The 22,361-nt window shown below is 63.0% G+C and carries 18 protein-coding genes; 9 read left to right on the forward strand and 9 right to left on the reverse strand.

Annotation, left to right across the window (positions count from 1 at the left end):
- The first annotated feature begins 195 nt into the window (after positions 1-195).
- A complete protein-coding gene (gene purM / locus WH265_RS05395; protein WP_021025544.1) occupies positions 196-1,245 on the forward strand; it encodes a phosphoribosylformylglycinamidine cyclo-ligase in 1,050 nt (349 codons plus the stop codon).
- A gap of 95 nt (positions 1,246-1,340) precedes the next feature.
- Complete coding sequence (locus WH265_RS05400; protein WP_339557603.1) at positions 1,341-2,459, forward strand: AI-2E family transporter; 1,119 nt, start codon at positions 1,341-1,343, stop codon at positions 2,457-2,459.
- A gap of 323 nt (positions 2,460-2,782) precedes the next feature.
- Here the strand turns inward: WH265_RS05400 and ppk2 are convergent, their stop codons facing one another.
- The 3 genes from ppk2 to murJ all read right to left on the reverse strand — a co-directional run bounded on the left by ppk2 (position 2,783) and on the right by murJ (position 6,347).
- The gene (ppk2, locus tag WH265_RS05405) at positions 2,783-3,655 is read right to left on the reverse strand and encodes a polyphosphate kinase 2 (RefSeq protein ID WP_239644888.1); all 873 of its coding nucleotides are present in this window, start codon (positions 3,653-3,655) and stop codon (positions 2,783-2,785) included.
- Positions 3,656-3,773: 118 nt separating this feature from the next.
- On the reverse strand, positions 3,774-4,622 hold the full coding sequence (locus tag WH265_RS05410; protein WP_339557604.1) for a SirB1 family protein: 849 nt from the start codon (positions 4,620-4,622) through the stop codon (positions 3,774-3,776).
- A 159-nt stretch (positions 4,623-4,781) separates the two neighbouring features.
- On the reverse strand, positions 4,782-6,347 hold the full coding sequence (murJ, locus tag WH265_RS05415; protein ID WP_339557605.1) for a murein biosynthesis integral membrane protein MurJ: 1,566 nt from the start codon (positions 6,345-6,347) through the stop codon (positions 4,782-4,784).
- 117 nt (positions 6,348-6,464) lie between these two features.
- Here murJ and rpsT point away from each other — a divergent pair, with 117 nt between their 5' ends.
- Positions 6,465-6,761, forward strand: coding sequence for a 30S ribosomal protein S20 (gene rpsT, locus WH265_RS05420; protein WP_021025539.1), 297 nt, complete (start codon positions 6,465-6,467; stop codon positions 6,759-6,761).
- Positions 6,762-7,034: 273 nt separating this feature from the next.
- On the opposite strand, the gene WH265_RS05425 is transcribed toward rpsT, so the two are convergent.
- The gene (locus WH265_RS05425) at positions 7,035-7,406 is read right to left on the reverse strand and encodes a DUF3579 domain-containing protein (protein ID WP_021025538.1); all 372 of its coding nucleotides are present in this window, start codon (positions 7,404-7,406) and stop codon (positions 7,035-7,037) included.
- Positions 7,407-7,756: 350 nt separating this feature from the next.
- Between WH265_RS05425 and WH265_RS05430 the strand changes: the two genes are divergently transcribed.
- Complete coding sequence (locus tag WH265_RS05430; RefSeq protein ID WP_021025537.1) at positions 7,757-8,959, forward strand: aspartate aminotransferase family protein; 1,203 nt, start codon at positions 7,757-7,759, stop codon at positions 8,957-8,959.
- A 17-nt stretch (positions 8,960-8,976) separates the two neighbouring features.
- Positions 8,977-9,897, forward strand: a complete 921-nt coding sequence (gene argF, locus WH265_RS05435) for an ornithine carbamoyltransferase (protein WP_339520827.1) — start codon at positions 8,977-8,979, stop codon at positions 9,895-9,897.
- A 120-nt stretch (positions 9,898-10,017) separates the two neighbouring features.
- Here the strand turns inward: argF and ahpF are convergent, their stop codons facing one another.
- Positions 10,018-11,589, reverse strand: coding sequence for an alkyl hydroperoxide reductase subunit F (gene ahpF, locus WH265_RS05440; RefSeq protein ID WP_339520829.1), 1,572 nt, complete (start codon positions 11,587-11,589; stop codon positions 10,018-10,020).
- Between the two features lie 129 nt (positions 11,590-11,718).
- Positions 11,719-12,282, reverse strand: a complete 564-nt coding sequence (gene ahpC, locus WH265_RS05445) for an alkyl hydroperoxide reductase subunit C (RefSeq protein ID WP_021025534.1) — start codon at positions 12,280-12,282, stop codon at positions 11,719-11,721.
- 408 nt (positions 12,283-12,690) lie between these two features.
- Here ahpC and bfr point away from each other — a divergent pair, with 408 nt between their 5' ends.
- Complete coding sequence (gene bfr, locus WH265_RS05450) at positions 12,691-13,167, forward strand: bacterioferritin (RefSeq protein WP_339557606.1); 477 nt, start codon at positions 12,691-12,693, stop codon at positions 13,165-13,167.
- A 374-nt stretch (positions 13,168-13,541) separates the two neighbouring features.
- Positions 13,542-15,740, forward strand: coding sequence for a TonB-dependent siderophore receptor (locus tag WH265_RS05455; RefSeq protein WP_339557607.1), 2,199 nt, complete (start codon positions 13,542-13,544; stop codon positions 15,738-15,740).
- A gap of 106 nt (positions 15,741-15,846) precedes the next feature.
- Here WH265_RS05455 and WH265_RS05460 read toward each other — a convergent pair whose 3' ends face one another.
- From WH265_RS05460 to WH265_RS05470, 3 genes are read right to left on the reverse strand one after another with little or no spacing between them, the layout of a single operon-like run.
- Positions 15,847-16,821 (reverse strand): alpha-E domain-containing protein, encoded by a 975-nt coding sequence (locus WH265_RS05460; protein ID WP_339557608.1) that lies wholly within the window; start codon positions 16,819-16,821, stop codon positions 15,847-15,849.
- 55 nt (positions 16,822-16,876) lie between these two features.
- Positions 16,877-18,364 carry a circularly permuted type 2 ATP-grasp protein gene (locus tag WH265_RS05465; RefSeq protein ID WP_021025530.1) on the reverse strand — a complete coding sequence of 496 codons (1,488 nt, stop codon included), beginning with the start codon at positions 18,362-18,364 and terminating at the stop codon, positions 16,877-16,879.
- 59 nt (positions 18,365-18,423) lie between these two features.
- Complete coding sequence (locus WH265_RS05470) at positions 18,424-21,108, reverse strand: DNA internalization-related competence protein ComEC/Rec2 (RefSeq protein ID WP_339557609.1); 2,685 nt, start codon at positions 21,106-21,108, stop codon at positions 18,424-18,426.
- Between the two features lie 157 nt (positions 21,109-21,265).
- Here WH265_RS05470 and WH265_RS05475 point away from each other — a divergent pair, with 157 nt between their 5' ends.
- Positions 21,266-21,727 carry a RidA family protein gene (locus WH265_RS05475; RefSeq protein ID WP_021027680.1) on the forward strand — a complete coding sequence of 154 codons (462 nt, stop codon included), beginning with the start codon at positions 21,266-21,268 and terminating at the stop codon, positions 21,725-21,727.
- A gap of 124 nt (positions 21,728-21,851) precedes the next feature.
- Positions 21,852-22,313, forward strand: a complete 462-nt coding sequence (locus WH265_RS05480) for a RidA family protein (protein ID WP_339557610.1) — start codon at positions 21,852-21,854, stop codon at positions 22,311-22,313.
- The last annotated feature ends 48 nt before the right edge of the window (positions 22,314-22,361 follow it).

Here is a 22,361-nt window from a genome sequence, read left to right on the forward strand (position 1 = left end):
GTGTGACACAAAAGGCCCCTCTGCCCCATTTATGCATGAAATCGGCCACAAAGCAGGCGGCCGATGCACGCTCGGGCGGTAACAGTGCACACCGGACGGGCATTCTGCCCCCTCGGGTATGGCTTGCGGCATAAAATCGGCGTTTCTGGCCCCCGTTGGGTCAGCTTGTCAGCTTTATTGCCTTTGTAGTCCCTCATGAGCTCTTCCAATTCCTCCACCCCCCTTTCGTACAAAGACGCTGGCGTTGATATTGACGCAGGCGACGCGCTGGTCGAGCGCATCAAGCCCCTGGCCAAGAAAACCATGCGCGAAGGCGTGATGGCGGGTATCGGTGGTTTTGGCGCGCTGTTTGAAGTGCCCAAGCGCTACAAGGAGCCGGTGCTGGTTTCGGGCACCGACGGCGTGGGCACCAAGCTGCGCCTGGCTTTTGAGTGGAATATGCATGACACCGTGGGCATCGACCTGGTGGCCATGAGCGTCAACGACGTGCTGGTGCAAGGCGCCGAGCCCCTGTTCTTCCTCGACTACTTTGCCTGCGGCAAGCTCGATGTGGACACGGCAGCGGCCGTGGTCGGCGGTATCGCCAAGGGCTGCGAGCTGTCTGGCTGCGCACTGATCGGTGGTGAAACCGCCGAGATGCCCGGCATGTACCCGGACGGCGAATACGACCTAGCCGGTTTTGCCGTCGGCGCGGTCGAGAAAAGCAAGATCCTGACCGGCCAGAATGTGCAAGCCGGCGACGTGGTGCTGGGCCTGGCCTCGCACGGCGTGCATTCCAACGGCTTCTCGCTGGTGCGCAAGTGCATCGAGCGTGCACAAAGCCAAGGCGGCCTGCCCGAGACGCTGGACGGCAAGCCCTTCAAGAACGCCATCATGGAGCCCACGCGCCTCTACGTGCTCAACGTGCTCAAGGTGCTGGCCTCGCAGCCCATCAAGGCGCTGGCCCACATCACCGGCGGCGGCCTGCTGGAGAACATTCCCCGCGTGCTGCCCGAAGGCCTGGGCGCGCAACTGGTCAAGGGCAGCTGGCCCCAGACCGAGCTGTTTGCCTGGCTGCAAAAGACCGCCGGCATCGATGACATCGAGATGAACCGCACCTTCAACAATGGCATCGGCATGGTGGTGGTGGTTCCTGCAGAGAGCGAACAGGCCGTCAAGGACGCCTTCTCCGCCCTTGGTGAACAAGTGTGGACGATTGGCAGCATCGGCCCCCGTGGCGCAGAGGCTGCGGTCACGGTGCGCTAAGCTTCCCCGGCAGGGCAGGCGCACCAAGCCGTCTGCCCTGCGCGCAGCAAGGGCCAGATCCTGGCCTTCCGACTCGCTCAGATGGATGGCCAACCATGCAACCGGATTCCGCAAAGCCCCCGTCCAACAGCCCCGCACCCGGCCAGCCGGCCAGCGGCGCTGGGGACCAGCCGCATGTTTGGCGGCCGCCTCCTGCGCATTGGGGTGTCAGGGTGGCCTCCTATGTGCTGATGGCTGCGGCCTTGCTGCTGATCATGCTCAATGGCCTGCTGGTGGGCCTCTTGGCCGCCTGTGCCGGCTACACCTTCACCTTGTTTCTGGTACACAAGATCCGTGAGCTCAGCCGCCTGCCCACCTCGCTGAACACGCCCCCACCGCTGTGGATGGAATACCTGTCCGTCACCATCGTGCTGGTGGTGCCGGTGGTGCTGGTCACGCTGGGACTGATCCATTCCCAGGGCTATCTGCTCAACGCGCCGCAGCAGTACCGCGAGATGCTGGTCTCGATGGCCAAGACCTTGCTGGACCTGCGCAGCAAGCTGCCGCCCGAGCTGGCCAATGTGCTGCCCGATGGCGCGCAAGACCTGCAGCAGCGGGCCGCCGAATACCTGGGCACCAAGGCGGGTGCCATTGCCAATATGGGCCGGCTCTGGCTCACCGGCCTGCTCTATGTGTTTGTCGGCCTGTTGATTGGCGCGCTGGCCGCCGTGCGCCACAGCCGCCATTCGCACGCCCCCCTGGCCTACCAGCTGCAGCTGCGTGTGCAGCGCTTTGGCGATGCCTTCCGCCAGATTGTCGCAGCCCAGTTCTGGATCGCTCTGTTCAACACGGTGCTGACCGCCATCTTCCTGCTGGGCATTCTGCCGCTGATCAATATGCGCCTGCCCTATAGCGGCGCGCTCATCATGCTGACCTTTTTTGGTGGCCTGATCCCCATTGTCGGCAACCTCGTCTGCAATGCCGTCATCACCACCGTGGGCCTGTCGGTCTCGCCGCTGACCGCCGTCGCCTGTCTGGCCTTTCTGGTGCTGATCCACAAGGCCGAGTACCTGATCAATGCCAAGGTCGTCGGCGCCAAGACGCATATGGGCGTCTGGGAGTTACTGTCGGTGATGTTTGTGGCGGAAGCTATTTTTGGCCCCGCAGGGCTGGTGGCGGCGCCGCTCTTTTACGCCTATCTGAAAAAAGAGCTGTTTGCGGCGCGGCTGATCTAACACCCGCCTCTTTGGCGCTGCACCTTGAGGCGGGGTGCAGATGCGCATCACGCCCGCTCTCTTCGCCACAAGCACCGCGCTCAGCACCTTCAAGCCCCCCCATGCGCAAGAGATGCCGCTGGACGACGGCATCTCCTCAACACGGCTTCGCCGTCTGCAGGCGCCCTCCCGCCCCAGGTGATCAGCACCCGGATCGGCCGGCTTTCCCACGGCCACGCCGTCGATGACCGATGGGCGCTCTGCCAGCATCGGCACAACACAGGCGTAAAAAAACCTCGGTGATAAAACCGAGGCTCTTTGTATTGAATGATCCGAAATCTTAATTAATAGACTTCCGGAACATACATGGAAGCGGGCACAGGCAGGCGGCTGTAGTCCGGATGGCGGATCCGGTCGGGCAGCACGACATTCTCATGGTCCACATCGGTGTAGGGCACCTGGGCCAGAAAGTGTGCAATGCAGTTGAGGCGTGCCTTTTTCTTGTCATCGGCATGCACCAGCCACCAGGGCGCCTCAGGAATGTGGGTGCGCTCCAGCATCACTTCCTTGGCCTTGGTGTATTCCTCCCAGCGGACGCGGCTTTGCAGGTCCATCGGCGAGAGCTTCCACTGCTTGAGGGGATCATGGATACGGCCCAGGAAGCGCAGGTGCTGCTCTTCATCACTGATCGAGAACCAGTACTTGACCAGCAAGATTCCCGAGCGCACGAGCATCTTCTCAAACTCCGGCACGGTGCGGAAGAACTCTTCGTACTGGTCATTGGTGCAAAAGCCCATGACCTTTTCGACGCCCGCGCGGTTGTACCAGCTGCGGTCAAACAGCACGATCTCGCCAGCGGCGGGCAGGTGTGCCACATAGCGCTGGAAGTACCACTGCGTGCGCTCGCGGTCGTTGGGGGCCGGCAAGGCGGCCACGCGTACCACGCGGGGGTTGAGGCGCTGGGTGATGCGCTTGATCACACCGCCCTTGCCTGCGGCATCGCGCCCCTCGAACAGCACCACCACCTTCTGGCCGGTGTGCTGCACCCAGTCCTGCAGCTTGACCAGTTCACCCTGCAGCCTCAAGAGCTCGCGGAAGTACTGGTAGTCGTGCTCCGTCATCCCTGCGGCGAACGGCGCGCCCAGCATGCCGTCCTCCATCTCGAGCTCCAGAGACTCGTCATAGTCATCCATCACATCACGCGCAATCTTGTGCATGACGTCTTCTGGTGAAATTCCTAATCGATCTTTCATAGTGGCGCATCCCTAGTGCCGCTATCTTGCCGAAGTTGTGTGACGACAGAATGACAAGAAAATGTCAAAACAACGTCAAACGTTACATTCGTTGCAAATCTAACAAAGCCGCACGAATAGTGGCCGCATCCTCTGGATTGCCGGTCTGGTTGAGGTAGGTTTGTAGATCTTCCCGGGCCCGGTCATGCACGCCCAGCTCTGCATAAGCCAGGCCCCGGTCACGCAGCTCCGTCCATTCGCTGGGCAGCAGCACCAGCAGCCGGTTTTGCACCTCAATGAGCTTGCCCCAGTTCTTGTCGCTGCGGTAGACCTCCTTGAGGTTGGAGAGCATGCGCGCAATGATGTCGCGTGGCGTCGCGGCCTGCAGGTACAGGCCCAGCGGCACATCGTCTTCATCGACGCGGTGAAACGCCTTTTGCATGGGCTCGAGCATCTCGGCGAGCATATTGCTGGAAAACGACTGGCCCGACAGCGGATCGAGCACGATCTGCCCTTCTGCCACGCTCACCTTGAGCAGAAAATGGCCGGGAAAGCAGATGCCATGCGCGGGCAGCTGCAAAGCCATGGCCAGCTCCAGCCAGATGACCGCCAGCGACACGGGAATGCCGCGCCGGCGGTGCAGCACGGCATTGAGGCAGCTGTTGTCGAGCGCATAGAAGTCATTGGGGTTGCCCTGGAAACCCCACTCGGCATAAAAACGGTGGTTGAGCGCCTTGAGCCGTGTCAGCGCACTGCGGCTGCTGGCATCGCGGCTCTCCATCAGCTGGCCCAGCAGCTGGTCGACCTCGTTCAGGACCTGCTGGGTGTCCAGCTGCGGGTACTCGATGCAGGCCACAGCAGCAGCGGCTTCGAGCAGCGGAAAACCATCGTCACTGCTGACCAGCGATTCAAAATGCTCCAACGGTGTGGGGATAGAAAAGCGGAAGTCCATACACATCCCAACTGCAGCGCCTTCGCATACATCGCTGGCACCTTGGGGCGCTGCCAGTGCCATGACGCCATGTATACCACCAGATGGGCTGGCCTGCAGGGTCTGCGCGATGGAAATCACGCAAAAACCGCATATTCCCTAATAGAGGGAACTATTCTGTCAGCGGCGCAACATTGCGCGCAGCTTCATGCCGGACAAGGCCAGCACACCAAAATACAGCAGCGCCGCCCCCGCCATCCACAGCGCCAGCAGACCCACGCGCTCCAGGCGGTGCGCGCCCAGCGCGACCCAATCGGTCATCTGCGCGCCCCAGGCCAGAAAGATGCCCAGCAGCGCAACGGCCAGCGATACCCGGGCCAGAAAGATCCACCAGCCCGGCTTGGGCTTGAAGCTGCCGCGCCGGATCAAGCCCACCAGCAGCCACAGCGCATTGATGACCGCACCCAGGCCGATCGACAAGGCCAGCCCGGTATGGGCCATCGTGGGCACCAGCACCAGGTTCAACAGCTGCGTCAGCACCAGCACACAGATGGCAATCTTCACCGGCGTGCGGATGTCCTGGCTGGCATAGAAGCCGGGCGCCAGCACCTTGATGGCCACCATGGCCAGCAGGCCCACGCCATAGCCTTGCAGCGCCAGCGCAATCTGGCCCACGTCCGAGCCCTTGAGCGCGCCATAGTGGAACAGCACGGCCACCAAGGGCTTGGCAAACAGCAGCAGGCCCGCCGCACAAGGGGCGGCCAGCAACACCACAATGCGCAGGCCCCAGTCGAGCATGGCGCCATAGCGCTCATCATCACCGGCCGCCTTGGCCGATGACAGCTGCGGCGTCAGCACCACGCCCAGCGCCACGCCCAGCAAGGCGGTGGGGAACTCCATCAGACGGTCGGCATAGAACAGCCAGGTCACGCTGCCCGGTGCCAGGTAGGAGGCAATCTGGGTATTGATCATCAGCGAGATCTGGGCCACGCCCACGCCCAGCAGGGCGGGCGCCATCAGCGACAGGATGCGGCGCACGCCGGCATCGGCCCAGGCCTGCCTGATGACCGAGGGCCGGCACGAAATACGCGGCAGCATGCCGATGCGGCGCAGCGCCGGAAACTGCACCACCAGCTGCAGCACGCCGCCGGCCATCACGCCAACGGCCATGCCATAGATGGGCTCCAGATCATGGCTGCGCATCCAGGGCGTCAGCGCCAGGGCCGCCACAATCATGCTGACATTGAGCAGCACCGGCGTGAAGGCCGGCACGATAAAGCGCTTCCAGGTATTGAGCACGCCCGCAGCCAGCGCCACCAGCGACATGAAGCCGATATAGGGAAACATCCAGCGCGTCATCAGCACCGCTGCGTCATAGCTGTGCGGGTTCTGGCGCAGGCCGCTGGCCAGCAGCCAGACCAGCGCGGGCGCCGCGACCACACCCAGCACGCAGGTCAGCGCCAGAATCCAGAACAGCACCGTGGCCACGCTGTGCACCAAGTCACGTGTGCGCTCCTCGCCTTCCTTGGTCAAGGTGGTGGCCAGCACCGGCACAAAGGCCTGGCTGAAGGCCCCTTCTGCAAACAGGCGCCTGAACAGGTTGGGAATGCGAAAGGCAACGTTGAACGCGTCGGTCAGTGCGCTGGCACCAAACATGGTGGCCATCAGCAGATCGCGGGCAAGCCCTGTGATACGCGAGAGCAGCGTAAACAGGGAGACGGTGGAGGCAGCTTTGAACAGTGACACCCGGGCAGTGTAGCCGCGCCGCTGGCGGGAAATTGCGGGTTATCTGGATTTCTGAGTAAACAGCGGCTATAATGCCCGATTCACTGAAAACATCCGCAGACTCAAAGGACACTCATCATGGCATCTAAGCCAGTCAAAAAGAACCCCCGTTTGGCATCCGGCCGTAAGCGCGCCCGCCAAACCATCAAGCTGAACGCCGCCAACACCTCGCTGCGTTCCAAGTACCGTACCGCTATCAAGAACGTGGAAAAGGCTGTTGCCGCTGGCGACAAGACCAAGGCCACCGAACTGTTTGCCAAGGCGCAATCCGTGCTGGACACGATTGCCGACAAGGGCATCTTCCACAAGAACAAGGCTGCTCGCGATAAGAGCCGCATTGCTGCCAAGGTCAAGGCCCTGGCACTGGCCGCCTAAGCCCATTAGGCAATCGCACGGGCAGGATCCCCTGCCCGCCGTTTGTAACGGGTGCGCTCTCAGTGAACTAAAAAGCCGTCGCAAGACGGCTTTTTTCGTTGTGTGGGCCGTTTCTTTGCAGTGCCGGGTGAGATAGGCCAACCTGCACCCAGCCCAGCCCAGCAGGCTAGGCGCCCATGCATCGCGGCCATGGGGCAACCGATGCACCGCCGGCACCCGCGCCGCACAAACCAAGCCATGCCAAATACCGGCTCGCAAAAAAGGCCTGAAAACTCAGGCCTTGGTGGTGGTGTTGCCGGTGCTGCCAGCCGGACTGGCGGGGCCGCCAGGGTTGCCTGGCGCCTCCGGAATCAGGCAGGCGTCGGTGGTCTGCAGGCCATTGTCGCGCGCAAAGTTCATCACAAAGTCCCAAGCCATCGGCTCGTGCACCTGCAACTCCCGCTTGACGATCACGCATTTGGCGCCATTCATCGTCGTGGGAACGCACCAGGGCGAATAGCCCAGATGGCCACCACGGCGCATACCGCCGGGACGAAACTGGCTCATCACCCCCGCCAGACGCTCCGCCCAGTCACTGGGGCGAAAGGTCTTGCCATTCTGGGTCAGGCCCAGAATGAAAACTTCTTGAGATGTGGGAGAAACCATGGGATGGAAGCCTCTGATAGACGCCTGAGCACAGGATCACTGCCTCAGGCCAAACCCGTATTTTAACTCTTATATAAGAGATACGCACGCGCAAGGCATAAGTTCAAAACATCATCAAATGCAAGAAGTGCATAACTTTGCGCAGCAGGCCAGTGCCTTGGCGCTGCGTAGTCTAGCTTGCGAGGATTGGGCCTCGCCAGCACTCTGGCTCCACTGCGATTCTGTGATGCGCATTCTTCACTAGTCTGTCGCTACGCAGCCCCTAGAATGGGACTTCCGCTGGTGCCATGCCATAGGGGCCTGGGCCATGGCGGATTTTTTGATTCTGTTTCTTTTTTCCGGAGATTTCCATGCAAGACACCGTCAAGCCTTCTGAGCCCCATGTGATGACTACCTATGGCCGCGTGCCGGTCGCACTGGAGCGAGGCCAGGGCGTGCGTGTGTGGGATGTCAACGGCAAGGAGTACCTCGATGCGCTGGGCGGTATCGCCGTCAACACGCTGGGCCACAACCACGCCAAGCTGGTCGCTGCGCTGCACGACCAGATGACCAAGCTGATCCACACCAGCAACTACTACTATGTGCCCGGCCAGGAAAAGCTGGCGGCCCTGCTCGTCGAGCGCTCGAAGATGACCAATGTCTTCTTCTGCTCCACCGGCCTGGAAGCGAACGAGGCATCGATCAAGATCGCCCGCAAGTACGGCGTGGACAAGGGCATCGAAAAGCCGGTAATCGTCGTGTTCGACCATGCCTTCCATGGCCGCTCGATCGCCACGATGAGCGCCACCGCCAACCCCAAGGTGCGCAATGGCTTTGGCCCGCTGCTCGACGGCTTTCTGCGCGTGCCGGCCAATGACTTCGTCGCGCTGCAGGAAGCGACCGAAGGCAACCCCAATATCGTTGGCGTGATGATGGAGCCCATCCAGGGCGAAGGCGGCCTGCACCCGATGCGCGCCGACTTCATGAAGCAGGTGCGTGAGCTCTGCGACGCCAAGGACTGGCTGTTCATCGTCGACGAAATCCAGGCTGGCATGGGCCGCACCGGCAAGTGGTTTGCCCACCAGTGGGCCGGCATCGTGCCCGATGTGATGTCGCTGGCCAAGGGCCTGGGCTCGGGCGTACCGGTGGGTGCGGTCGTCGCCGGCCCCAAGGCTGCCAAGGTGCTGCAACCGGGCAACCATGGCACCACCTTTGGCGGCAACCCGCTGGCCATGCGCGCCGGTGTGGAAACCATTGCCATCATGGAAGAAGAAGGCCTGCTGGCCAATGCCACCAAGGTGGGTGACTACCTGCAGGCGGCGCTGAACCAGGCGCTGGCGGGCACGCCCGGCTTTGTCGAAGTGCGCGGCCAGGGCCTGATGATCGGCGTGGAGCTGAACAAGCCTTGCGGCGAGCTGATCACACGCGGCGTGCAAGAAGCCGGCCTGCTGTTCAGCGTGACGGCCGACACCGTGATCCGCATCGTGCCACCGCTGATCCTGACCGAAGCCGAGGCCGATGAGATCGTCGCCAAGCTCGTGCCGCTGGTCAAATCCTTCCTGGCGGGCCAATAAGGCCAGAAAAGAACGCAATGAAACACTATCTGCAATTCCAGGACTTCACGGCCGACGAATACGAATACCTGCTCAAGCGCGCGGCGCTGATCAAGCAGAAGTTCAAGGGCTATGTGACCCACCACACCCTGGCTGACCGCACCTTGGCGATGATCTTCGAGAAGGCCAGCACCCGCACCCGCGTGAGCTTTGAAGCCGGCATGTACCAGCTGGGCGGCTCGGTGGTCCACCTGACCACCGGCGACAGCCAGCTGGGCCGCGCCGAGCCCATCGAGGACAGCGCGCGCGTGATCAGCCGCATGACCGATCTGGTGATGATCCGCACCTTCGGCCAGGACAAGATCGAGCGCTTTGCGTCGCACTCGCGCGTGCCGGTCATCAATGGCCTGACCAACGAGTTCCACCCCTGCCAGATCCTGGCTGACATCTTCACCTTCATCGAGCACCGCGGCTCGATCCAGGGCAAGACGGTCGCCTGGGTGGGTGATGGCAACAACATGGCCAACACCTGGCTGCAGGCGGCCAACCTGCTGGGCTTCAAGGTCCATGTCAGCACGCCCAGCGGCTACGGCATCGACGAGCAACTGGCCTTCAGCGGCCGCGCCTACGACAAGGGCTGCTACCAGCTGTTCAGCGATCCGCACGAGGCCTGCAAGGGCGCGGATCTGGTCACCACCGATGTCTGGACCAGCATGGGCTATGAAGAGGAAAACGAAAAGCGCAAGAAGGCCTTTGCCGACTGGTGCGTGGACCTCGACATGATGGCCGTGGCCAAGAAGGACGCCCTCTTCATGCACTGCCTGCCCGCCCACCGCGGCGAAGAGGTGCAGGCCGAGGTCATCGACGGCCCACAGTCCGTCGTCTGGGACGAGGCCGAGAACCGCATGCATGTGCAAAAGGCCTTGATGGAGTACCTGCTGATCGGCAAACAGGGGTAAGTTGCCGCCAGCCAGCTAACCGTCGTTCAGCTGGCTCAGCTACCCAAGTCGGTCCAGATGTAGCAATGCCCCGAACCTTGCGGTTTCGGGGCATTGTTATTTCAGCGCTGATCCGGCAGATCAGGCAGCCGGAGCCGTGGTGCGGATCAAGTGGTCAAACGCGCTCAGCGCAGCGGTCGCACCGGCACCTGCGGCGATGACGATCTGCTTGTAGGGCACATTGGTGCAGTCACCGGCAGCAAACACGCCGGGCAGGTTGGTGTGGCCCTTGGCGTCGATCTCGATCTCGCCAAACGGGGTCAGCTGCACGGTGCCCTTGAGCCAGCCGGTGTTGGGCAGCAAGCCGATCTGCACAAAGATGCCTTCGAGCGCCACGGTCTTGGTCTCGTCGTTCGTGCGGTCCTTGTAGGTCAGGCCCGTCACCTTCTTGCCGTCACCGTTCACTTCGGTGGTCTGCGCATTCAGGATGACCGTCACATTGGGCAGGCTGCGCAGCTTGCGCTGCAGCACGGCATCGGCCTTCAGCTCGGCGGCAAACTCCAGCAAGGTCACATGCTTGACCACGCCAGCCAGGTCAATGGCCGCCTCGACACCCGAGTTGCCACCACCGATCACCGCGACGGGCTTGCCCTTGAAGAGCGGGCCGTCGCAGTGCGGGCAGTAGGTCACGCCCTTGGTGCGGTAGGTATCCTCACCGGGCACATTCATGTTGCGCCAGCGCGCGCCGGTCGACAGGATCACCGTGCGGGCCTTGAGCTTGGCACCCGATTCGGTCTCGATCTCGATCAGGCCACCCTCCTGCGCTGCGGGCGTCAGGGCCTTGGCGGTCTGCAGGTTCATGATGTCGACCTCGTAGTCGCGGATATGGCTCTCCATCGCGGCCGCAAACTTGGGGCCATCGGTCTTGCTCACGGAGATGAAGTTCTCGATATCCACGGTGTCGAGCACCTGGCCACCCAGGCGTTCGGCCGCAATGCCGGTGCGGATGCCCTTGCGTGCCGCATAGATTGCTGCGGCCGCGCCTGCGGGGCCACCGCCGACGATCAGCACATCAAAGGCGTCCTTGCCCGAAATCTTTTGCGCTTCGCGCGCTGCAGCGCCGGTATCGACCTTGGCAACGATCTCGGCGAGCTCCATGCGGCCCTGGCCAAAACGCTGGCCGTTGACGAACACGGTGGGCACACCCATGATTTCGCGCTCTTGCACTTCCTTCTGGAACAGGCCTCCATCGATCGCGGTGTGCGTGATCTTGGGGTTGAGCACGGACATCAGGTTCAGCGCCTGCACGACGTCCGGGCAGTTGTGGCAGGACAGCGAGTAGAAGGTCTCGAAGTGCAGCGGCGTGTCGATGTTCTTGACCTGCTCGAGCAGCTCGGCGGACTCCTTGGAGGGGTGGCCGCCCACTTGCAGCAGCGCCAGCACCAGCGAGGTGAATTCATGGCCCAGCGGCACACCGGCGAAACGCACGCCGACATCGGTGCCCGGGTTGGTGATCAGGAAAGACGGCTTGCGCACATCGGCCGCATTGTCTTCGACCACCGTGATCTTGTCGTTCAGTTCTTTGATATCGGCCAGCAGCTGGCGCACTTCCTTCGACTTGTCACCGTCATCCAGGGTCGCCACCAGCTCGACGGGCTTGGTCAAGCGCTCCAGGTAGGCTTTCAGTTGGGCTTTCATGGTGTTGTCGAGCATGGGACTTCCTTCAAACTTCTCGTGCCCCGCCAGGGGGCGATGCAGCACTTTTCAAAAAAACAAAGCCCGGGCGCCAGGCACCCGGGCGTCTACTACGTTGGAATTGCAGCAGTAAGTAAAGGCTTAGGCTTAGATCTTGCCGACCAGGTCCAGCGAAGGAGCCAGGGTCTTTTCGCCTTCTTGCCACTTGGCTGGGCAGACTTCACCGGGGTGCGAAGCCACGTACTGGGCCGCCTTGATCTTGCGCAGCAGGTCTTCTGCATTGCGGCCGATGCCTTCAGCGGTGATTTCCATGGCCTGAATCACGCCTTCTGGATCGACGATGAAGGTGGCACGGTCTGCCAGGCCTTGGCCTTCGCGCAGGCAGTCAAAGTTCTGGCTGATTTGCCAGGTTGGGTCACCCAGCATCGTGTACTTGATCTTGGCGATGGTGTCCGAGGTGTCGTGCCATGCCTTGTGCACGAAATGGGTGTCGGTCGAGACGGAATAGACTTCCACGCCCAGCTTTTGCAGTTCAGCGTAGTGGTCAGCCACGTCGCCCAGTTCGGTGGGGCACACGAAGGTGAAGTCCGCAGGGTAGAAGAAGAACACAGCCCACTTGCCCAGGACGTCTTTTTCGGTCACTTCGATGAACTTGCCATCCTTGAATGCTTGCGTCGCGAAAGGCTTGATCTTGCTGTTGAGTACGGACATGGTGGTTTCCTTCTGTTGAGTAAAAACGATTGACAGGAGTCAGTATAAAAAGATCTTACTAATTGATCAATTCAATTAATATAATCATTTCAATTTAAACAAACTATTATTTAAATCCTGACCCAAGGCAGATGGCTATATGCGGGCAGCGGCCTGTTTTGCAAGCCTGCACCGCTTAGCGCGCCTTGCTCACTGCAACTTAGCACAGCGCCATTACAGCGCAGTTGCGCTGCAGCAAGCCGCATCATGCAAGCAAGCTGCGGGCTGCGTCAAATGAGAACACGACTCAGCCTTACACGCAGCCAGAGCAAAAGCACGGGGGATAAGCGCTGCCCGGTTTGGTTGCTTGACCTTTCGCAAGGACAATAGCCCCAATACCCGTCATTCACACAAGAGAAGGAGCCCACCATGAAAGGCGATCCCAAGGCCATCGGTTTTCTGCAAGCGCAGCTGAAAAACGAACTCACCGCCATCAACCAGTACTTTCTGCATTACCGCATGTACAAGCACTGGGGTCTGGACAAGCTGGCCAAGAAGGAATATGAGGAATCCATTGGCGAGATGAAGCATGCCGACTGGCTGATGGACCGCATCTTCATGCTGGACGGCCTGCCCAACCTGCAGGACCTTGGCAAGCTGCAGATCGGTGAAGACGTGCCAGAAGCGCTGGCCTGTGACCTGCGCCTGGAGCAAGCCGCGCAAGTCACCATCAAGGACGGCATTGCCCACTGCGAGACCGTGCGTGACTATGTCTCGCGCGACTTGCTGCAAAAGATTCTGGATGACACCGAAGAGCACATCGATTTTCTGGAAACCCAGCTGGACCTGATCGACAAGGTCGGCATCCAGAACTACCTGCAGTCCATCATGGGCGAGGTCGAATAAGGCGCCCGCGCTGCAACACACAACAAAAAGGACCTTCGGGTCCTTTTTTGTTGTATCTGTCGCACAAACCTGCTTGCATTGATGGTTAAACAATAATCATTCGCGACTTCTATTACACTGCGCCTTCATCTTTCTTCGCACGCCAGCATCGTTTGTTTACCGATGCCAGCCAGCGCACCAGGTCCGCCCTCACTGCCATGCTGCGTGCACGACTATCCCTTCGCCTCGCGGTCCACAGGCCGCAGTTGGGCGCCTTGGATGCCAGCACCTGCATCCACAGCGCAGCCTCCCTGCATGGCAGTGGTCAGGCCCGGTAATGCTCAAGCGCTGCCCCTTGGAGCGCGCCGTTTTTCCGCGTTCAACACCCGACCACCATGTCTGACACCCTGATCCCCGCAGCCGCGCCGCGTGCGCTGCACTCCGCTTTGCACACGGCCTTGTGGGCTGCCCTGGCCTGCTGGGGTGGCAACGCATTGGCACAAAGCACGCAATCGGTAACTGTTGCGCCGGCAGAAACCACGCTCGCCCCCATCACCGTGCAGGGCGAGAGCCAAGCCGAGACGGCCACCGGCCCGGTCAAAGGTTTTGTCGCCAAACGCGCCATCTCGGCCACCAAGACCGACACGCCGCTGATCGAGACGCCACAAGCGATCAGCGTGGTGACGCGCGACCAGTTTGAAGCCCAGGGCGTGACGACCCTGCGCGAGACCACACGCTATGCAGCGGGCATCAACTCCAGCTATTTCGACAACCGGGTCGACAGCTTCAAGGCGCGCGGCGGCGATGTCAGCCAGTACCAGGATGGCCTGCTGCGCACCTATGGCACCTACAACAACATCAAGGTCGAGCCCTATACCTTGGAGCGGGTCGAGTTTCTGCGCGGCCCCTCGTCGGTGCTCTACGGCCAGGGCAGTGTGGGCGGCGTGCTCAACCTGACCAGCAAACGCCCGCTGGACCAGCCCCAGCGCGAGCTGCAGGTTCAGCTGGGCAGCCACAGCCGCAAGCAGATTGCCAGCGACATCACCGGCCCCATCGACGAAGACGGCCGCTGGCTCTACCGCCTGGTGGCAGTGGGCCGTGACAGCAACACCCAGGTCGACCATGTCAAGGACGACCGCCTGGTCATTGCGCCCTCGCTCACCTTCAAGCCCTTTGCCGGCACCTCGCTGACCTTGCAGGCCATGTACCACAAGGACAAGAGCGGCTCGATCACCCAGTTCTTCCCCTGGCAGGGCACGCGCCTACCCAGCCCCTATGGCCAGATTCCGACCAACACCTTCATCAGCGAGCCGAACTTTGACAAGTACGACTCCGAGAACAAGTCCTTTGGCTACCTGTTCAGCCACCAGCTGAACGACAGCTGGACCCTGCGCCAGAACCTGCGCCGCACCACCAGCGAGGTGGACTACCGCACGCTCTACACCAGCTTTGCCGCCAACGCAGCTGCTGGCCGCCCTGCCCGGCCGGTGTTCGATGCCGATGGCCGCACCGTGCAGCGCGATGCTGTCTGGCAGGTCAATGGCGGCCGCATGCTGCTGGTCGATACCCAGCTCGAAGGCAAGCTGCAGACCGGCGAAGTGCAGCACACGGTGCTCGCTGGCATGGACTGGCAGCGCAACACCACCAGCCAGGCGAGCTGGCGCGCGCTGGGCACGCCGCTCGATGTCTACAACCCCGTCTATGGCTCGTTCACGCCGCCCACGGCCTCGCAATTGGTGCAGGCGCCCAACGTGTCGCAGCGCCAGCTGGGCTTTTACCTGCAGGACCAGCTGCGCTGGGGCGACTGGAGCGCCACGGCCGGCCTGCGCCGCGACCATGCCAAGACCGAGACCGAAGGGCGGCCCGCAGCCGCTGCCGACGATTCGGCCTGGACCAAGCGCGTCGGTCTGACCTACCAGGCCGGCGGCGGCTGGGCGCCTTACATCAGCTACACCGAGTCCTTCCAGCCGCTGGGCGGCGTGGACTTTTACGGCACGCCCTACAAGCCCCAGCGCGGCAAGCAGGTCGAAGCCGGTGTGAAGTGGATTCCCGAGGGCCGGGGCATCTCCGGCTATGCCGCCGTCTACAGCCTGCGCGAGCAAAACCGCAAGACCAATGACCCGGCCAACCCGCTCAACAGCCTGCAGCTGGGCGAGGTCAAGACCCAGGGCTTTGAAGCCGAGATGACCGCCAGCCTGGCCAAGCGCTGGGACTGGACGCTCGCCTATGCCTATACCGATGCCAAGATCAGCCGCAGCAATGCCGGCGACCAGGGCCAGCGCGTGGCCGCCGTCTCGCGCCACATGGCATCGAGCTGGCTGACACACCGCTTTGCCAGCCAGGGGCGCGGCGGCTGGAGCGTGGGTGCGGGCATGCGCTACACCGGCTCGCAGTGGTCGGGCACCAGCGCCATCGACACGCCCTCCTCGCTGCTGACCGATGCGATGGTGGCCTATGACAGCGGCGACTGGCGCCTGGCCTTCCATGCCAACAACCTGACCGACAAGGTCGTGATCACGCAGTGCCTCTCACGCGGCGACTGCTTCTACGGCGAGCGCCGCAACTTTCTGCTGACCGCGACCTACCGCTACTGATCGCCAGGAGTCAGCTCTGGTCGCGGGCAGCTGAATGCCCGCGACATGGACAAAAAAAAGGCTGCGATAAACACCGCAGCCTTTTGCCTTTCTGGCTGGTCGCGAATCAGGCAACCACCGGCTCCGTGGTGGCCAGAAAATCCTGGCCAATGCGGCCGCCCAGCGCATGCACGCGCTCCAAAAAGCGCACCAAAAAGGCATGCAGGCCGGTGGCCAGCAGCTCATCGATGCGCCCGTACTGCAGCTCGGCCAAGAGCAGGCCGGCCTGGCGCTGGGTCTCGGCCGAGTGGTCATTGGCAACGGCCTGCAGGATCTGCACCACCTCGTACATGCTGGCATGCAGGGAGCGCGGCATGTCGCGCCGCAGGATCAGCATCTCGGCCACGCGCTCGGGCGTGATCACATTGCGGTAGACCTTGCGGTAGACCTCGAAGGCCGAGACGCTGCGCAAGATCGCGCTCCAGTGGTAGAAGTCCGAGGGCTGGCTGCCCTTGCCCGGCTGGTAGGAGCCGTGGTAGTCGTTCTTGACAGCATGGAAGCGCACATCCAGGAGGCGGGCCGTGTTGTCGGCCCGCTCGATGAAGGTGCCCAGGCGCAAGAACAAAAAGGCATCGTCTTGCAGCATCGTGCCCGAGACCACACCGCGCGAGAGGTGCGAGCGGTGCTTGACCCACTCGAAGAACTTGGCCGGGTCGGTCTCGAACTTCTTGGCCTTGAACAGCCGGTTCATATCGAGCCAGGTCAGGTTCTGCGTCTCCCAGGCCTCGGTGGTCAAGGCGCCACGCACGGCACGCGCGTTCTCGCGCGCAGCCAGCAGGCAGCTGTAGATCGACGAGGTATTGGTCTCATCGCGCACCATGAAGTGCAGCACCCCATCGAGGGTGATCTCGTCATGGCGCTCGTAGTAGGCAGGCAGCAGCTCGCTGATGGACAGCACGCTTTGCCAGGCCTTGGTCGCTGCGGTCGCGGACTGCGGCAGCATGGAGGTCTCGTAGCTCACATTGAGCATGCGGGCTGTGTTCTCTGCCCGCTCGGTATAGCGGGACATCCAGTAGAGGTGATCGGCGGTTCGGCTCAACATAGTGACATTCTTTCGCTAGGCAGATGGATGGCTTTCAAACAGGAACCTCCGGGGCTCACTGCTGCATGCCATCCCATTCGCTGTAATCGTCCTCCGGGCCGCGCAGCACCCAGGTGTCCTTCGTGCCCCCGCCTTGCGAGGAGTTGACCACCAGCGATCCATCCTTGAGCGCCACGCGCGTGAGGCCCCCGGGCACCATCTGCACCTCCTTGCCGCTCAGCACAAAGGGGCGCAGATCGATGTGGCGCGGCGCAATGCCGCTTTCCACATAGGTGGGGCTGCTCGACAGGCTCAAGGTCGGCTGGGCGATATAGCCATTGGGCTTGGCCTTGAGCACTGCGCGGAAGGCCTCGATCTCGGCGCGCGTGGAGGCCGGGCCGATCAGCATGCCGTAGCCGCCAGCGCCATGCACCTCCTTGACCACCAGCTCATCGAGGTGGTCCAGCACATAGGCCAGGTCATCGGGCTTGCGGCACATCCAGGTCGGCACGTTCTTCAGGATGGCCTCTTCACCCAGGTAGAAGCGGATCATCGCCGGCACATAGGGGTAGACCGATTTGTCATCGGCCACGCCCGTGCCCACTGCATTGCAGATGGCCACATTGCCCTTGCGGTAGGCGCGCATCAGGCCGGCGCAACCCAGGGTGGAGCTGGGGCGGAAAACGGTGGGGTCGAGAAAGTCGTCATCGACCCGGCGGTAGATCACATCCACCCGCTGCAGACCCTGCGTGGTGCGCATGTAGACCACATCATCGCGCACCAGCAGGTCCTGGCCTTCGACCAGCTCCACGCCCATTTGCTGGGCGAGGAAGGCATGCTCAAAGTAGGCGCTGTTGTACATGCCCGGCGTCAGCACCACCACCGTGGGGTTGTTGGCCGCCTGGTTGGGCGCACTGGCACGCAAGGTGTCGAGCAGCATATCCGGGTAATGCGCCACCGGCGCCACCGCATGGCTGCTGAACAGGCTCGGAAAGAGGCGCATCATCATGCGGCGGTTTTCCAGCATGTACGACACGCCCGAGGGCACGCGCAGGTTGTCTTCGAGCACATAGTAGGTGCCGCTGCCGTCCACCTCGGCTGCGCGCACGATGTCGATGCCGGCGATATGCGCATAGGTGTCCAGCGGCACATGCACGCCCCGCATCTCGGGCCGGTACTGGCTGTTGTCGAGCACCAGGTCGCGCGGAATGATGCCGGCCTTCAGAATTTCCTGGTCGTGGTAGACATCGTGGATGAAGCGGTTCAGGGCTGCCACGCGCTGCACCAGGCCCTTTTGCATCTGGGCCCACTCCTGCGAGGGAATGATGCGCGGGATCAGATCAAAGGGAATAAGGCGCTCGGTGCCCGAGCCGTCTTCGTCCTTTTCGCCATAGACCGCAAAGGTGATCCCTACGCGGCGGAATATCAGCTCGGCCTCCTCGCGCAAGGCTTGCATCTTCTCGAAGGGCTGCAGCTGCAGCCATTTGGCATAGCTTTGGTAGTGCGCTCTTTCGGCACCTGCTGCATAAGGCAGGCCCTGGTACATCTCATCGAACTTTTGCATCGCAAAATCCTTTCTGGCACCAGCAGCTTAGCAAGTTTCGCGCCACCCAAAACTAAGTACTAACCTTCATCAAGAATTAGTGCTTGATTTGTTTTGTTAATATCCAATATGCCGCTTGTCTGGCCCTGCTCGGCAGCCTGGTGGCGCCAATAGCGCGGCCGCTTTTGCCGCTCGCACAGCAGCGTCTGGGGCTGGTCGGAGCGCCAGTGCGCTGCACCGCAATGGACCGTGTTGCGCAGCACAATCTGCATCTCCTGGTAACGCTGCTGTACCCGCGCAGCCGGGTGCCCGAAGCGGTTGCGGTAGCCCGTTTGTGCCACCACCCAGCGCGGGCGCACCGCCTCCAGCAGCGGCCGCGTGGACGAGGTGTTGCTGCCGTGGTGTGGGGCCAGCATCAGGTCGGCCCGCAACACAGACGGCGCTCCCGCATAGCGCTGCACCAGCGCCCACTCCTGGGCCCGCTCGATATCGCCGGGCAACAAGGCGCTGGCGGCATGGCCGCCGTGCGCCGCCGCCTCGATACGCAGCACGCAGCTGTGGGCATTGCCCGAGCTATCCCTTGGAATGGAACTGTCTGTGGCACCCAGCTCCTGCGCCCCCGGAAACAGAATGCTGAAATGCACTCCATCCCAGATCCAGGCCTGGCCCGCAGCACAATCTTGCCAGGGCGCTTCGGCAATGCCCAGGCGCTGGCGCTCATGGGGCAGCAGCGAGCCCAGCATGCCCACCGGCTGGAGCTGCTCCACCACCGCCTGGGCACCGCCCGTATGGTCCACATGGGCGTGGCTGAGCACCAGCAGATCGAGCCGGCCGCTGTCCAGCCCGCGCACGCCCATCGCCCGCATCGCCGGCACCACCACCCGGTCGCCTGCATTGCTGCCAGACCCGTACAACGGGCCCGCGTCATACAGCAGGCTGTGCCTCGCCGTCTGCACCACCACCGCCTGGCCCTGGCCCACATCCAGCGCCCAGAGCGCAAACTGGCCATGGGGTGGCCGCAGCGGCTGCCAGAACAAGGCGGGCAGCAGGCAAGGCAGGCCCAGCAGCCGCAAGCGCCAAGGCCAGGGCAGCACCAGCCAGATGCCACCCAGCACGGCAACGAACGCCGCCCAGCCCGGCGCTGCCGCCAGCCACAACGCCGCATGGGGCCAACTGGCCAGCCACTGCAGCGCGGCCATCAAGGGCTGCAGCGCCCAGGCCGCTGCCGTCCACAACGGCGGCAGCACGGCGCCCAGCAAGGCCAGCGGCGTGACCACCCAGGTCACCCAGGGGATGGCCAGCAGATTGGCCACAAAGCCGACCAGCGACACCTGGCCAAACAGCAGCAGGGACAAGGGCGTGATCGCCAGGGTCACCACCCACTGCTCGCGCAGCAGCTTGGCGGCGGCAGCGCAGGCGCCGCGCAGGCCGCGCTGCGCCCTGCCTTGCTCGGGCAGTGCAGCGCTGCGGCTACCCCCCCCTCGGTCGGATGCAAACAAGATACCGACTGCCAGAAAGCTCAGCCAGAACCCCGCCTGCAGCAAGGCCATGGGCTGGGCCAGCACCACACAGACACAGGCCAGCAGCCAGCGCATATGCCAGGGCCATTGCCGGCCGCTCGCAGCGAGCGCGGCCACCACCACCAGCATCAGCACCGTGCGCTGCGCCGGAATGCCCCAACCGCTGAAGAGCGCATAGAGCCCCGCGCACAGCACCCCGCCCCACAGGGCGACATGGGGTGCCGGCAGCCACAGGCACAGCGCCGGGCTGCGCCGCCAGCCCATGCGGATCAGCGCTGCCGCCACCCAGGCAAACAAGGTGATATGCAGGCCCGATATCGCCATCAAATGGGCCACGCCGGTGGTGCGGAACACACGCCAGTCCTCGCGCTCAATGGCACGCTGCTCCCCGGTCACCAGCGCCACCAGCACGCCGGCAATGCGCGCCTGCTCTGACGCCTGCGCCTGGCCCGGCGGGGCAAGGCGCTGCACCATGGCATCGCGCACCGCCTGCCGCCAGCGCTGCACCACATGGCCTTGGCCGGAGGCCAGCAGCTGCGGCCCCTGGGCCTGGCCGTGGCGCACATAGCCCGTGGCCTGCACGCCCTGCTCCCACATCCACATCTCGTAGTCAAAACCATGCGGATTGAGGCTGCCATGGGGGGCACGCAAACGCAGCGGCAGCCGCCAGCGCTGCCCCGCCTGCAGCAGCGGAAGATCAGCCTCTGCCGATGCAGACGGCTCGGGCGCCGCAGCCGAAAAAGCCCGGTGGTCGGCGCGGTACCACGACAGGTCGATCAGCGGCGGCACCGCCACCGGCGCCCCCTGCTGCCCGCCTTGTCCGCCCCGCCAGGCCTGCCCGGTTTTGAGCCGAAAACGCTGGCCGCCGGTGATCGGCAAAGGCATGGCGACAATGACGCCCTCGACCTGCAGGTCTAGCCCTTCCAACGCTGGCAGCAGCTGCGTTTGCGCCTGATGGGCGGCACGCATGCCCGCCAGGCCCAAGGCCAGCGCAGCGGCGGCCAGGCAGCACAGCGCGCGATCCGGCCACGGCAGCGGCCCGCGCCAGCGGCTCAGCAGCAGGCTGGCCACCGCCCCCAAGAGCGCCAATGCCGCGTACTGCCAGACAGGCGCCAGGCTGGCCTGCTGCAGCTGCAGCGCCGTACCCGCCAGGATGCCCCAGAGCCAGGCCGCCGGTCGCCAGTAGCCCGCCCAGCCCGGCCCCACACTGCGCTGGTCTGCCCGCTTGCAGGAAGAGGTCTCCATCATCTCCACATGCTAGGCAGCGCTGCCTGCAGGCCCGATCAGGGCTTGCCCTAGAGTTCACCGCCGCCCCTCTCAAGCGACATGGGAAACGGCGCCCTGGCAGGGCATTTGTGCCACACTTGGCGCTTTGCCCCGCCTCCACTTTTGAAAGGACTCCATGAGCGTTTACGACAAACTCCAGGCCCTCGGCATCAGCCTGCCGCCACTGGCGGTACCCGCAGCCGCCTATCTGCCCTATGTACAGACCGGCAACATGGTGTTTTTGAGCGGCCATATCGCCCGCAAGGATGGCAAGCCCTGGGTGGCGCAGTTTGGCCGCAACATCAACACCGAAGAAGGCAAGCTCGCGGCCCGCGCGGTGGCCATCGACCTGCTGGGCACCTTGCAGCATGCCGCCGGTGGTGACCTGAACCGTGTCAAGCGCGTGGTCAAGCTGATGAGCCTGGTCAACAGCACCGGTGACTTCACCGAACAGCACCTGGTGACCAATGGCGCCAGCGAGTTGTTCGCCGAAGTGTTTGGCCCTGAAAAAGGTGCCCATGCCCGCAGCGCCTTTGGCGTCGCCCAGATCCCCATGGGTGCCTGCGTCGAGATCGAGCTGATCGCCGAACTGGCCTAAGCCACGCAACCCGCCATGCGGCGCCCATGCCCTGCGGGTATGGCGCCGCATTGTTTTTGCATGCATCCACGCCCGGTGGGGGCTCTAAGATCTCTGTCTTCCACCCAGCAAGGACAACACCGGCATGAGCATCTACGACCAACTCAAAGCGCTGAACATTGAACTGCCGCCCGTGCGCACACCGGCTGCGGCTTACGCACCGTTTGCACAAACCGGCAAACTGGTCTTTATCAGCGGCCACACGGCCAGCAAGAACGGCCAGTCCTGGACCGGCAAGCTGGGCAAGACCATGGACACCGCCGAAGGCCAGCAGGCAGCGCGCGCGGTCGCCATCGACCTGATGGGCACCCTGCAGGCAGCAGTGGGCGGCGATCTGAACCGGGTCAAGCGCATTGTCAAGCTGATGAGCCTGGTCAACAGCACCGAAGACTTCACCGAGCAACATCTGGTCACCAACGGCGCCAGCGAATTGCTGGCCCAGGTGTTTGGTCCCGACAAGGGGGCGCATGCCCGCAGCGCCTTTGGCGTCGCCCAGGTCCCCCGGGGCGCCTGTGTCGAGATCGAACTCATCGCCGAAATGGAATAAATCTGTCGATTAATCAATAGATTTTTCGCTAAATCCCTACAAAAGCCG

The sequence above is a fragment of the Comamonas sp. MYb396 genome (assembly GCF_037479555.1).
Taxonomy (GTDB): Bacteria; Pseudomonadota; Gammaproteobacteria; order Burkholderiales; family Burkholderiaceae_C; genus Comamonas.